Origin of the sequence: Streptomyces sp. NPDC046985, from assembly GCF_040644415.1 — a bacterium.
GTDB lineage: Bacteria > Actinomycetota > Actinomycetes > Streptomycetales > Streptomycetaceae > Streptomyces.
This window is the reverse complement of the sequence record NZ_JBEYWK010000019.1, coordinates 22,886-36,257: the sequence shown is the minus strand read 5'-3', so window position 1 is coordinate 36,257 and position 13,372 is coordinate 22,886. Positions and strand designations below refer to the sequence as shown.

8 protein-coding genes and 1 riboswitch are annotated in these 13,372 nt (G+C 73.5%); of the genes, 6 read left to right on the top strand and 2 right to left on the bottom strand.

Translation table 11 applies throughout. The features are described 5' to 3' along the window. Positions 1 to 40 precede the first annotated feature (40 nt). A complete protein-coding gene (locus tag ABZ861_RS23690) occupies positions 41 to 1,309 on the top strand; it encodes a GTP-binding protein (RefSeq protein ID WP_361633304.1) in 1,269 nt (422 codons plus the stop codon). Between the two features lie 395 nt (positions 1,310 to 1,704). On the opposite strand, the gene ABZ861_RS23685 is transcribed toward ABZ861_RS23690, so the two are convergent. Beyond that, entirely contained in the window at positions 1,705 to 4,161 is a 2,457-nt protein-coding gene (locus ABZ861_RS23685; protein ID WP_361633301.1) for a DNA topoisomerase IV subunit A, read from the bottom strand. Positions 4,162 to 4,525: 364 nt separating this feature from the next. Between ABZ861_RS23685 and ABZ861_RS23680 the strand changes: the two genes are divergently transcribed. The 4 genes from ABZ861_RS23680 to ABZ861_RS23665 all read left to right on the top strand — a co-directional run bounded on the left by ABZ861_RS23680 (position 4,526) and on the right by ABZ861_RS23665 (position 9,407). Continuing rightward, positions 4,526 to 5,893, top strand: coding sequence for a pitrilysin family protein (locus tag ABZ861_RS23680; protein ID WP_361633298.1), 1,368 nt, complete (start codon positions 4,526 to 4,528; stop codon positions 5,891 to 5,893). After that, the gene (locus tag ABZ861_RS23675) at positions 5,890 to 7,278 is read left to right on the top strand and encodes a pitrilysin family protein (RefSeq protein ID WP_361633296.1); all 1,389 of its coding nucleotides are present in this window, start codon (positions 5,890 to 5,892) and stop codon (positions 7,276 to 7,278) included. The genes ABZ861_RS23680 and ABZ861_RS23675 overlap by 4 nt, the downstream gene beginning before the upstream one ends. 223 nt (positions 7,279 to 7,501) lie before the next feature. After that, positions 7,502 to 7,665, top strand: a riboswitch (cyclic di-AMP (ydaO/yuaA leader). A gap of 12 nt (positions 7,666 to 7,677) precedes the next feature. Beyond that, on the top strand, positions 7,678 to 8,436 hold the full coding sequence (locus ABZ861_RS23670; protein ID WP_361633293.1) for a M23 family metallopeptidase: 759 nt from the start codon (positions 7,678 to 7,680) through the stop codon (positions 8,434 to 8,436). A gap of 314 nt (positions 8,437 to 8,750) precedes the next feature. Next, complete coding sequence (locus tag ABZ861_RS23665; RefSeq protein ID WP_361633288.1) at positions 8,751 to 9,407, top strand: GntR family transcriptional regulator; 657 nt, start codon at positions 8,751 to 8,753, stop codon at positions 9,405 to 9,407. A gap of 253 nt (positions 9,408 to 9,660) precedes the next feature. Here ABZ861_RS23665 and ABZ861_RS23660 read toward each other — a convergent pair whose 3' ends face one another. Continuing rightward, positions 9,661 to 9,942 carry an HPr family phosphocarrier protein gene (locus ABZ861_RS23660; RefSeq protein WP_361633286.1) on the bottom strand — a complete coding sequence of 94 codons (282 nt, stop codon included), beginning with the start codon at positions 9,940 to 9,942 and terminating at the stop codon, positions 9,661 to 9,663. Positions 9,943 to 10,128: 186 nt separating this feature from the next. On the opposite strand from ABZ861_RS23660, the gene ABZ861_RS23655 reads away from it, so the two are divergent. Next, positions 10,129 to 13,323 carry a GNAT family N-acetyltransferase gene (locus tag ABZ861_RS23655; protein ID WP_361633283.1) on the top strand — a complete coding sequence of 1,065 codons (3,195 nt, stop codon included), beginning with the start codon at positions 10,129 to 10,131 and terminating at the stop codon, positions 13,321 to 13,323. Positions 13,324 to 13,372: the final 49 nt, after the last annotated feature.

The window sequence follows — 13,372 nt, the reverse complement described above, 5'->3', positions numbered from 1 at the left end:
ACGGGCGCCGCTGCCCTCCCTGCCGCAGATCCCCGTCCTGGTGCTCGCCGGATTCCTGGGCGCTGGGAAGACCACCCTCCTCAACCACCTCCTGCACCACAGCGGCGGCAGCCGCATCGGCGCGATCGTCAACGACTTCGGGGCCATCGAGATCGACGCCATGGCGGTCGCCGGAGCGCTGGGCGACTCCACCGTCTCTCTCGGCAACGGCTGCCTGTGCTGCGCCGTCGACGCCGGTGAACTGGACCTGTACCTCGACCGGCTCGCGCGCCCCGGCGCCGGTGCCGGCGACGGCGTTGACGTCATCGTGATCGAGGCCAGCGGGCTCGCCGAGCCCCAGGAACTCGTCCGCATGGTGCTGGCCAGCGAGAACTCCCGGGTCGTCTACGGCGGACTCGTCGAGGTCGTCGACGCCGCCGAGTTCAGTGACACTCGCGGCAGGCACCCCGAGATCGACCGGCACCTCGCACTCGCCGACCTCGTCGTCGTCAACAAGGCCGACCGGGCCGACGACGGCGCGGCGGTGCTGGAGACCGTACGCTCCCTCGCGGACCGGGCGGCCGTCGTTCCCGCCTCCTACGGCCGCGTCGACCCCGAGTTCCTCTTCGACTGCCGGCCGAGCGTGGAACGCGTCGGGCAGCTCTCGTTCGACGATCTGGAACGGCCCGAGGACGACGAGCCGCACGATCACCACGCCGGGCACCTGCACTCCGGCTACGACAGCCTGTCCTTCGCCGCCGACGTGCCGCTGGACCCGCGCAAGCTGATGCGCTTCCTCGACGGCAGGCCCGAAGGGCTCTACCGCATCAAGGGCTACGTCGACTTCGGCCCCCACGACCCGCACAACCGCTACGCCGTGCACGCCGTGGGGCGCTTCCTGCGTTTCTACCCCGAGCCCTGGCCCGTCCGTCCCCAGCGCGGAGCGGGCGGCGAGCCGCCGCGCCTGACTCAGCTCGTCCTCATCGGCGCCGGCATCGACGCGGCGGCCCTCCGCGAGGAGCTGGGGGCGTGCGAGGACGCCACCCCGCACGCCGACGAGCACGGCATGTGGGGCGTCCTGCGGTACGTGCAGGACCCAGACGAACCGGAGTCCCACGGGCTCGCCCCGCACGGCGCAGACTCCGAAGTCACGGCCTTCACCGAGGACCCGGCCCCCGACGCAGCGGCTTTCGCGGACCCGGACCCAGCAGACGCAACCGCCGTGAGCCCGGACCCCGAACACCCCGAACGCTCGGCCCCAGTCCCAGTCCCCGATCCGACCCCAGTCCGGGACCCGGAGCGCCCGACGCGCGAGGAGCCGCCGCGCTAGCCAGGGCCTGTCCGGCGGATCATGGCGCGGACGCGGGGCCTGGCACGCCCTCCCCCCGGAGGGGGACCCCCAGCGGCGTTGTCGTCGGTTACCGACGTCCCCCAGCCTTCGGCCGGGTGGTGCCCCCACCGCGTCGCCGCCCTCCTCCGCCTTGCACCTGGACGCACCAGGCCCCGCTCACCGGGATTGATCGGCACCGTTGCTCGTCCGCACCTCGATCCGCCGGACAGGCCCTAGCGCTGTGACCGGAAAGGTCACCGAGGATCTCTTGGCTGCCCCGACTCGCCGGGAGACCGGCCCCCCACGGCACCCCCACAAGGAGAGCCCCGCAGGGCGCCCGCCAGCACACCGCCCCCACGTCACCCCGCCGAGCCCCCCCCTGGGCCCACCTCCCCCTACGCCGGTCCCGCCACCGCCCCCACCGTCTTCGCGAGCGACACGCCCGAGCCGTCTCGGCGCGGGTCGATGTCCGGGAGTTCGGCCGGGGCGCCGTTCTTCTGCGCGGCGCGGGCCGGGACGGGTCCCGCCCAGGCGAACGCGAGGCAGTCCTCGCCCTTGAGGAACCGCTGGCAGCGCACGCCGCCGGTGGCGCGGCCCTTGCGCGGGTACTGGTCGAACGGCGTTGCCTTGGCCGTCGTCTGCACCGAGTCGTCCAGCGTCCCGCGCGAGCCCGCGATCGTGAACACCACGGCGTCGACGGCCGGGTCGACGGCCGTGAACGAGATGACCTTGGCCCCGTCGGCGAGCTTGACGCCCGACATGCCGCCGGCCGGTCGGCCCTGCGGCCGGACCGTCGAAGCCTGGAAGCGCAGGAGCTGGGCGTCGTCGGTGATGAAGACCAGGTCTTCCTCGCCGGTGCGCAGTTCGGCGCCGCCGACGATCCGGTCACCCTCCTTGAGGGTGATGACTTCCAACTCGTCCCTGTGCGACGGATAGTCGGGCACCACCCGCTTGACGATGCCCTGCGCGGTGCCCAGCGCCAGCCCCGGCGAGGACTCGTCCAGCGTGGTCAGACAGACCACGTCCTCGTCGTCCTCCAGGGAGACGAACTCCGCGAGCGGTGCGCCGCCGGAGAGGTGGGGCGCCCCGTCGGGCTCCGGCAGTTGCGGCAGGTCCACGATGTTCAGCCGGAGCAGGCGGCCGGAGGAGGTCACCAGGCCCACCTCGCCGCGCGCGGTGCCCGCGACCGTGGAGACGATCACGTCGTGCTGGCGCCGAGCGCCGCGCGCGTCCTTCGGGAACGGCTCACCGTTCGCCGTCCGGGCCAGCAGGCCGGTCGAGGACAGCAGGACGCGGACCGGGTCGTCGGCCACCTGCAACGGCACCACGGGGGTCGGCGCGGCGCCCGCCTCCAGCAGCAGCGTGCGCCGCGGGTTGCCGAACTTCTTGCCGACCGCGGCCAGTTCGGCCGAGACCAGCTTGCGCAGCTCCGCGTCCGACTCCAGGATCCGGGTCAGCTCCTCGATCTCCGCGGTGAGCCGGTCTTTCTCCGCCTCCAGCTCGATGCGGTCGAACTTGGTCAGCCGGCGCAGCGGGGTGTCGAGGATGTACTGCGTCTGCACCTCGCTCAGCGAGAAGCGCTCCATCAGCCGCTGCTTGGCCTGCGCGGAGTTCTCGCTGGAGCGGATCAGCCGGATGACCTCGTCGATGTCCACCAGGGCCGTCAGCAGGCCCTCGACCAGGTGCAGCCGGTCGCGCTTCTTGCCGCGGCGGTACTCGCTGCGCCGCCGTACGACGTCGAAGCGGTGATCGAGGTAGACCTCCAGCAGTTCCTTCAGGCCCAGCGTGAGCGGCTGGCCGTCGACCAGCGCGACGTTGTTGATGCCGAAGGACTCCTCCATCGGCGTCAGCTTGTAGAGCTGCTCCAGGACGGCCTCCGGCACGAAGCCGTTCTTGATCTCGATGACCAGCCGCAGCCCGTGCTGGCGGTCGGTGAGGTCCTTGACGTCGGCGATGCCCTGGATCTTCTTCGAGCCGACCAGGTCCTTGATCTTGGCGATCACCTTCTCCGGGCCGACCGCGAAGGGCAGCTCGGTGACGACCAGTCCCATGCGGCGGGCGGTGACGGTCTCCACCGAGACCGTGGCGCGGATCTTGAAGGTGCCGCGGCCCGTCTCGTAGGCGTCGCGGATGCCGGACAGGCCGACGATCCGGCCGCCGGTGGGCAGGTCGGGGCCCGGGACGAGCTTCATCAGCGCGTCGAGGTCCGCGTTCGGGTAACGGATCAGGTGCCGGGCGGCCGCGATCACCTCGCCGAGGTTGTGCGGCGGCATGTTCGTGGCCATGCCGACGGCGATCCCCGACGCGCCGTTCACCAGCAGGTTCGGGAAGGCGGCGGGCAGCGCGGCCGGCTCCTGCTCCTGGCCGTCGTAGTTGGGCGCGAAGTCGACGGTGTCCTCGTCGATCGACTCCGTCATCAGGCTCGTCGCCTCGGCCATGCGGCACTCGGTGTACCGCATGGCGGCGGGCGGGTCGTCGTTGCCCAGCGAGCCGAAGTTGCCGTGGCCGTCGACGAGGGGCACCCGCATCGAGAAGGGCTGCGCCAGGCGCACCAGGGCGTCGTAGATCGACGCGTCGCCGTGCGGGTGGAGCTTGCCCATGACCTCGCCGACCACGCGGGCGCACTTCACGTACCCCCGGTCGGGGCGCAGGCCCATCTCGCTCATCTGGTAGACGATGCGCCGGTGCACCGGCTTCAGACCGTCCCGGGCGTCCGGCAGGGCGCGCGAGTAGATGACCGAGTACGCGTACTCGAGGAAGGAGCCCTGCATCTCGTCGACGACGTCGATGTCGAGGATCTTCTCCTCGTACGAGTCGTCGGGCGGCGGGGTCTTGGTGCTGCGGCGGGCCATCGCTGCCGGCTCCTTGCTGAGGCGAGTGACGGGATCTGACGCGGACCATTGTGGACCGCCGGACTGACAACGCGGACCAGACCCCGCCCCAGCGGCCCCGCCGCCCGCCGGTTCGCCGTGCTTCCCACGACTTTCCGCGGTCTGTCCCCAGTCCGTCCCTGCTCCGCCCCCGGTCCGTCCCTGCTCCGCCCCCGGTCCGTCCCTGGTCCGCGTCAGCCCGTCCCCGTGCCTCCGTCCGCCGTCCGATCAGCTCCCGGCGTACCGCGCACGGGAACTTCGCCAGGCGTCCGTCCGCTTGCATACAGTGGCAGGACGGCAGGACAGGGGCGGTTCGCGGACCGCCACCGCGATCGAAGGGACGTACATGCCCATGGGTCACACGGCCACAGCCGAGGCAGGCTCCGGCGGTTTGACAGCGACCGAGCACCGCCTGGCCAACGGCCTGCGCGTGGTGCTGTCCGAGGACCACTTGACCCCCGTCGCGGCGGTGTGCCTCTGGTACGACGTCGGCTCCCGCCACGAGGTCGAGGGGCGCACCGGGCTGGCGCACCTCTTCGAGCACCTGATGTTCCAGGGCTCCGCCCAGGTGAAGGGGAACGGCCACTTCGAGCTGGTGCAGGGCGCCGGCGGGTCGCTCAACGGCACCACCAGCTTCGAGCGCACGAACTACTTCGAGACCATGCCCGCGCACCAGCTCGAACTGGCCCTGTGGCTGGAGGCCGACCGCATGGGCTCCCTGCTCGCCGCGCTGGACGACGAGTCGATGGAGAACCAGCGCGACGTCGTCAAGAACGAGCGCCGCCAGCGCTACGACAACGTGCCCTACGGCACGGCGTTCGAGCGGCTGACCGCCCTCGCCTACCCGGAGGGCCACCCCTACCACCACACGCCCATCGGGTCCATGGCGGACCTGGACGCGGCCACCCTTGAGGACGCGCGGGCGTTCTTCCGGACGTACTACGCGCCCAACAACGCCGTTCTCTCCGTCGTCGGCGACATCGACCCGCGGCAGACGCTCGCCTGGATCGAGAAGTACTTCGGCTCCATCGCCTCCCACGACGGCAAGCCCGAGCCCCGTGACGGCTCGCTGCCCGAGGTCATGGGCGGGCAACTGCGCGAGGTCGTCGAGGAGGAGGTCCCGGCCCGCGCCCTGATGGCCGCCTACCGGCTCCCGCAGGACGGCACGCGCGCGAGCGACGCGGCCGACCTCGCCCTGACCATCCTGGGCGGCGGCGAGTCCTCGCGCCTGTACAACCGGCTGGTGCGCCGCGACCGCACCGCCGTGGCGGCCGGGTTCGGCCTGCTGCGGCTGTCCGGCGCCCCCTCCCTGGGCTGGCTGGACGTGAAGACGTCCGGCGACGTCGAGGTGCCGGTCATCGAGACCGCCATCGACGAGGAGCTGGCCCGGTTCGCCGAGGAGGGCCCGACCGCCGAGGAGATGGAGCGCGCCCAGGCCCAGCTCGAGCGCGAGTGGCTGGACCGGCTCGGCACGGTCGCCGGCCGCGCCGACGAACTGTGCCGGTACGCCGTCCTGTTCGGCGACCCGCAGCTCGCCCTGACCGCCGTGCAGCGGGTGCTGGAGGTGACGCCCGAGGAGGTCCAGGAGGTCGCCCAGGCGCGCCTGCGCCCCGACAACCGCGCGGTGCTCGTCTACGAGCCGACCGCCGGCGACGCACAGGACCAGGCGCCGGACGCGGACGCCACCGACGACACCGAGGAGGCGGCGAAGTGACCGAGCTCGCCACGATGGACTTCCACGCCCGCCCCGAGGCCGGAGAGGCCCGGCCCTGGGCGTTCCCGGCGCCCGAGCGGAGCACGCTGGACAACGGCCTGACGGTGCTGCGCTGCCAGCGCCCCGGCCAGAAGGTCGTCGCCGTGGAGGTGCTGCTCGACGCGCCCCTGGAGGCCGAGCCGGCCGGCCTGGACGGCGTCGCGACGATCATGGCGCGCGCCTTCGCCGAGGGCACCGACAAGCACTCCGCGGAGGACTTCGCGGCCGAGCTGGAGCGCGCGGGCGCCACCCTGGACATGCACGCCGACCACCCCGGAGTGCGGCTCAGCCTGGAGGTTCCCGCCTCCCGGCTCGCCAAGGGGCTCGGCCTGCTGTCCGATGCCCTCCGGGCGCCCGCGTTCGCGGACTCCGAGGTCGAGCGGCTGGTGCGCAACCGGCTCGACGAGATCCCGCACGAGATGGCCAACCCCTCGCGCCGCGCCGCCAAGGAACTCTCCCGGCAGCTCTTCCCGGCCGCCGCGCGCATGTCGCGTCCGCGCCAGGGCACCGAGGAGACCGTCGCCGCCATCGACTCGGCGGCCGTCCGCGCCTTCTACGACCGGCACGTGCGGCCCGCCACGGCCACCGCCGTGGTCGTCGGCGACCTCACCGGCATTGACCTGGACGAGCTGCTCGGCGAGACCCTGGGCGCCTGGACCGGCACGCAGGCCAAGCCGCGGCCCGTGCCGCCGGTGACCGCCGACGACACCGGCCGCGTGGTCATCGTGGACCGCCCCGGCGCCGTGCAGACGCAGCTTCTGATCGGCCGCATCGGCCCCGACCGGCACGACCGGGTGTGGCCCGCGCAGGTGCTCGGCACGTACTGCCTCGGCGGCACCCTCACCTCGCGCCTGGACCGCGTCCTGCGCGAGGAGAAAGGCTACACCTACGGCGTGCGGGCGTTCGGCCAGGTGCTGCGCTCGGCCCCGGACGGCTCCGGCGCCGCCATGCTCGCGATCAGCGGCTCGGTCGACACGCCGAACACCGGACCGGCTCTGGACGACCTGTTCACGGTGCTGCGCAGGCTGGCCTCCGGGGGCCTGACCGACGCCGAGCGGGACGTCGCCGTGCAGAACCTCGTCGGCGTGGCCCCGCTCAAGTACGAGACGGCCGCCGCCGTGGCGAGCACGCTGGCCGACCAGGTGGAGCAGCACCTGGCCGACGACTACCAGGCGACGCTCTATCAGCAGCTCGCCGCCACCGGCACGGTGGAGGCCACCGCGGCGGTCGTGGGCGCCTTCCCGCAGGACCGCCTGGTGACGGTGCTCGTCGGCGACGCGGCGCAGATCAAGGCGCCGGTCGAGGCCCTGGGCATCGGTCAGGTCACCGTCGTCGCGGCCGAGTAGCGCGGCTCGGCGCGGCGCCGGCGACGGCGAAGCACGGCGGGGCCCTGGTGACCGAAGCGTCACCAGGGCCCCGCCGTGTCCGTATTGGGGCCGTTCGGGAAGACGATGCCCGTCTGCTCTGTGTCGTGCGCTACAAAGAGGCTGCCGCGTTTGGGAAGGGGAAGCGGCCCCCCTTACCGTCGGTCCGGCTGTCCGTCGGGCACTGCGCCGCAGCCGCGGCACCGGACAGTCATCGCCGAGTCCCCGTACGGCGCGAGCCAGGGGAGCCGGGGACCCACCGTCCCTGGGGTGAATCGGGCGCCCGCGCGCATCGCGCGAGGGGGCCTGTAGGAGACCTTCCTGCTCCGAACCCGTCAGCTAACCCGGTAGGCGAGAGGGAAGGAAAGGACCATCGTCTGCATGGCGTTCACGCGCCCCGCCGGGAGGCATCGCCGTCCCGGAAGAACGCACCGCACCACCGCCCGCGCGGCGGGCGTGGCGGCTCTCACCGCCACCGGCGTCGTCGGCGCCCTCGCCGCGGCCCCGGCCCTCGCCGCCGAGACTCCCGCTTCGCAGGACACCGGCCTCACCTCGGTGATCAGCGCCGGCGACTCCGTCGCGGAGAAGATCGACGCCCAGGCCGTCGCCCAGCGGCAGGCCGCCGAGCGGAAGCGGGCCGAGCAGGCCGCCCGTGAGCGGGCCGCCGAGCTGGCGACGGAGAAGCGCGAGGCGAAGGAGCGCGCCGCCCGCGCGGCCGAGCGCCGGCGGCTCAACGCCTTCGTGCCGCCGATCGCCGACTCCTACGTCTCCACCGGTTACAAGACCGGCGGCGCCCTGTGGTCCTCCGGCGTGCACACCGGCATCGACTTCCACGCCATGAGCGGCACCGTCGTCCACGCCGTCGGCGCCGGCACCGTCGTCCAGACCGGCTGGGGCGGGGCGTACGGCAACCAGATCGTGATCCGGATGGCGGACGGCATGTACACGCAGTACGGGCACCTGTCGTCCGTCGGCGTCTCGGTGGGCCAGCAGGTCACTCCCGGTCAGCGAATCGGCCTGTCCGGCGACACCGGCAACACCACCGGTCCCCACCTCCACTTCGAGGCCCGTACCGGCCCGGACTACGGCTCGGACGTCGACCCGGTCGCCTACCTCCGCGAGCACGGCGTGAACGCCTGACAGGCGGACACGCGCGGGAAGGGCCCGCGCAGGGGAAGCCTGCGCGCGGGGGCCCCGCAACCGGGTCCTCCGCAACCACGCCCCCCCCCCCCCGCGATTGGACCCAAAGAAGATCCCCGAGGCCCCGGCTTTCATGCCGGGGCTTTCGGCTGTCCGATCCCGCACGCCGGTCCCATCGCCGTGTTTTCGTTGTCTGAAAAACGTCGCTGAATTGCGGCCCCCGTCAAATATCCCGGCGCCGTGGAATAGAGTCACTGCATACGCGCGTCGTCGGTGCGGCGCGGGAATCTCGGCGGAATCTGCGGAGGTCGGTCATGCGCATTCCGGCGCACTCGGTGTGCACCGCGATCCGGGACGACATCGTCGCCGGCGTCCACGAGCGGGGCGGCAGACTGACCGAGGAAGTCCTCGCCCGCCGCTACGGCGTCTCGCGCGTCCCCGTGCGCGAGGCCCTGCGCACCCTGGAGGCCGAGGGCTTCGTGGTCACGCGGCGGCACGCGGGCGCCTATGTGGCGGAGCCGACCGGGGAGGAGGCCGCCGACTTCCTGGAGATGCGCCTGCTGCTGGAACCGCTGGCCGCCTCCCGCGCCGCCCAGCGGAGCACCGAGGCCCATCTGAAAGTGCTGCGCGGGCTGGTCAGGCTGGGGCAGGAGCGGGCCGCGGACGGCGGCGAGGAACTGCGCTCCCTGGGGAGCTGGTTCCACGAGACGCTCGTCCATGCCTGCGGCAGCCCCGCCCTCGCCGCCTCGCTGACCCAGTTGCGGCACAAGATCGCCTGGACGTACGCGGTCCGGGCCCCCGCCGACCCGGTGGCGTCGTGGGCCGAGCACGCCGCCATCGTGGACGCCGTGGCGCGCGGCGACGCGGCGCGCGCCCGATCGCTGACCGCGCTGCACGCCGGGCGCGCCGCGGTCGCGCACCGTGTGAGGGCTTCGCAACATCCCGTCAACACATCGGGACCGCGTCATTAACACGCGGCACTTATACAAGTGTATTGAAGGCGGGAATCCGACGAGCTTTATGCGCGCCGCCTTCTCTGCGACTGGCGTAGCTTTCACGTTTGGCGCCGCGCGAAGAGGCGGTGTGCTCGGGAATCGTCGTCGACGCGCCCCCGCGCAGTCGATCCATACGAAGGCGGTCACCCCGCCCGTGGCCCGGGAACGGCGAAACCGCGTCGCCCGAAAAGGGGCGGCGCGGTTTCGCCGTAGCGTTTGTGCGAGCGGGTCAGACCGTCTCGGGAAGCTCTTCGAGGCCCTCGGAGACCAGCTTGGCCAGCCGGTCCAGGGCGGCCTCAGCGCCCTCGGCGTCAGAGGCGAGGACGACCTCCTCGCCGCCCTGGGCGCCGAGACCGAGGACGGCCAGCATGGAGGCCGCGTTGACGGGGGCGCCGTCGGCCTTGGCGATCGTCACGGGGACCCCAGAGGCCGTGGCGGCCCGGACGAAGAGGGAGGCGGGGCGGGCGTGGAGGCCCTCGGTCCAGCCGATGTTGACGCGGCGCTCAGCCATGTGATGCTGCCCTTCAGATGTATCAGGTTGTCTAGACCAGTTTCCCACACGCGGAGCACCCCCGTCTTGGGCGATGCCCTCGGGACGACGCCGGACCGCGGCCTCGGTCCGGCGGGCGCGTCCTCGCGCACGTCCTCCACAGACTGCCTCGGGTCGCTGTCAGACGCGAGCCGTACTCTGGGGCCCATGCAGACCCCGTCGGACCGGCACGCGTACCCCGCCCACTGGGAGGCCGACGTAGTGCTGCGCGACGGCGGAACCGCACGGATCCGGCCCATTGCCGCCGAGGACGCCGACCGGCTGGTCAGCTTCTACGAACAGGTGTCGGACGAGTCCAAGTACTACCGTTTCTTCGCGCCCTACCCGCGTCTGTCCGCGAAGGACGTCCACCGCTTCACGCACCACGACTTCGTGGACCGGGTGGGACTCGCGGCCACCGTCGGCGGCGAGTTCATCGCCACCGTACGCTACGACCGGGTCGGCCCCACCGGGGCGCCCGCCTCCGCGCCCGCCGACGAGGCGGAGGTCGCCTTCCTGGTGCAGGACGCCCACCAGGGGCGCGGGGTCGCCTCCGCCCTCCTGGAGCACCTCGCGGCCGTCGCCCGCGAGCGCGGCATCCGCCGCTTCGCCGCCGAGGTGCTGCCCGCCAACAGCAAGATGATCAAAGTGTTCACGGACGCCGGGTACACCCAGAAGCGCAGCTTCGAGGACGGCGTCGTGCGCCTGGAGTTCGACATCGAGCCGACGGACCGCTCCCTCGCCGTGCAGCGCGCACGGGAGCAGCGCGCCGAGGCGCGGTCGGTGCGGCGGCTGCTCGCGCCCCGCTCGGTCGCCGTGATCGGGGCCGGCCGCGCGCCCGGCGGAGTGGGCCGCAGCATCCTGGACCACGTCCGCGACGCCGGTTTCACCGGTCGGCTGTACGCCGTCAACCGCGCATACGGCGAGGCGGGCGAGGAGGGCGCGGGCCCGAGGACCGTCGGCGGGGCGCCCGTCCACCGCTCGGTGCGCGAGATCGACGGGCCGGTGGACCTCGCGGTCGTCGCCGTCCCCGCCGAACAGGTCCCCGACGTCGTCGCCGAGTGCGGCGAGCACGGCGTGCAGGGACTCGTCGTGATCTCCGCCGGGTACGCGGAAAGCGGCCCCGAGGGGCGCGAGCGCCAGCGCGCGCTCGTCCGCCAGGCGCGCTCGTACGGCATGCGCGTCATCGGCCCGAACGCCTTCGGGATCGTCAACACCGCACCCGGCGTCCGGCTCAACGCCTCCCTCGCCCCCGAGATGCCCCGCCCCGGCCGGATCGGGATGTTCACCCAGTCCGGGGCCATCGGCATCGCCCTGCTGTCCCGGCTGCACCGGCGCGGCGGCGGCGTCACCGGGGTCACCGGGGTGTCGACGGTCGTCTCGGCCGGCAACCGGGCGGACGTCTCGGGCAACGACGCCCTTCAGTACTGGTACGACGACCCCGACACCGACGTCGTCCTGATGTACCTGGAGTCCATCGGCAACCCGCGCAAGTTCACCCGGCTCGCCCGGCGCACGGCGGCGGCGAAGCCGCTGGTCGTGGTGCAGGGCGCCGGATCGGCCCCCCAGGGTCACACCGTACGGGCGACCGGCCTGCCGCACGCGACGGTCTCCGCGCTGCTGCGGCAGGCCGGGGTGATCCGGGTGGACACCATCACGGAACTGGTCGACACCGGACTGCTGGTCGCCCGGCAGCCGCTGCCCCCGGGACCCCGGGTGGCGATCCTGGGGAACTCCGAGTCCCTGGGCGTCCTGACGTACGACCGCTGCCTCGCTGAAGGACTGCGCCCCCAGCCGCCGCTGGACCTGACGACGGCGGCCTCGGCGGAGGACTTCCGGTCGGCGCTGGCGCGCGCCCTCGCCGACGAGACGACCGACGCCGTCGTGGTGACCGCGATACCGGCGCTGGGGGAGGGGCCCGACCACGACGCGGCCCTCGCCGCCGCCCTGCGCTCCGCCGCGGAAGCCGTCCCCGGCAAGCCGGTGCTGGTGGTCCACGTCGAACTCGGCGGCCTGGCGGAGGCGCTGTCCGCCGCGGCGAGCACCGGCCCGCAGGCGGCGCCGGGCCCCCGCGGCGAGACGGACGGCGCCGCCGCTCACCCTGCCCCGGCCGCCCACCGGCGTCAGCCCGGTCACCCGGACCCGGCCGGTCACGGCGACTCGGCCGTCAACGCCGACTCGGCCGGTCACCCCGACCCGGCCGTCCCTCCAGGTCAGCCCGCTCAGCCCGCTCACCCAAGTCCGCCCGCTCACCCAGGCCAGCCCGCTGATCTCAGTCCGGCCGCCGAGCCGAGCCACACCGCACACCCCAGCCGTCCCAGCCACCCCAGTCGTCTCAGTCATCCTGAGCGCCCCAGCCACCCCGACCACCCCACTCCGCCGAGTCGGGCCGCCGCGACCGGCCGGAGCGTCCCGGGGGTGCTCGGGAGCGCGCTCGGGCCGCCCCCGGCCACCGCTCCGGGGACCGCGCCTGGGGCCGTCCCGCCGCCCGACGCCCGCCCCCGCCTCATTCCGGCCTACCCCGCGGCCGAGCGCGCCGTCCGGGCGCTGGCCGAGGCCGTCCGGTACGCGCAGTGGCGGCGGGAGGCCGCCGACCCGGGCCGGGTGCCCGAGTACGACGACATCGACGAGAAGGGCGCCGCCGCGCTCATCGACGGGCTGCTCGCCGGCGGGCAGGGGCTCACGCTCGGCGCCGAGGAGACCTGCGCGCTGCTCGGCCGCTACGGCGTTCACGTCCGCCGGGCGCACCCCGCGCCCACCGCGGACGCCGCCGCGGAGGCCGCACAAGCCCTGGGCTACCCCGTCGCCCTGAAGGCCACCGCACCGCATCTGCGGCACCGCGCCGACCTGGGCGGCGTCCGTCTCGACCTCGCCGACGAGGGGCAACTGCGCCGGGCTTACGCCGAGTTGGCCGACCTCTTCGGGAAGCCCGAGGAACTGCGGCCGGTGGTGCAGGCGATGGCGCCGCGCGGAGTCGACACCGTCGTACGAGCGGTCATCGACCCGGCGGCCGGCGCGGTGCTCACCTTCGGGCTCGCCGGAGCGGCCTCCCAACTGCTCGACGACATGGCCCACCGGCTGGTCCCGGTCACCGACCGGGAGGCGACCTCCATGATCCGGTCCATCCGGACCGCCCCCCTGCTGTTCGGCTGGCGCGGCTCGGCGCCGGTGGACACCCCGGCCCTGGAGGAGCTGTTGCTGCGCCTGTCGCGCCTGGTGGACGATCACCCCGAAGTCGCGGGGATCACCTTGGAGCCGGTCGTCGTCGCCCCGCGCGGGGTGAGCGTCCTCGGCGCGAGCGTGCGTCTCGCGCGCCCGCCCGCCCGGGACGACCTCGGCCCGCGCACGCTCCCCGCCTACTGAGCGGGCTCGCGCGATGTGCGGCGGCGCCGCGCAGTCAGCGCGCCCCCGT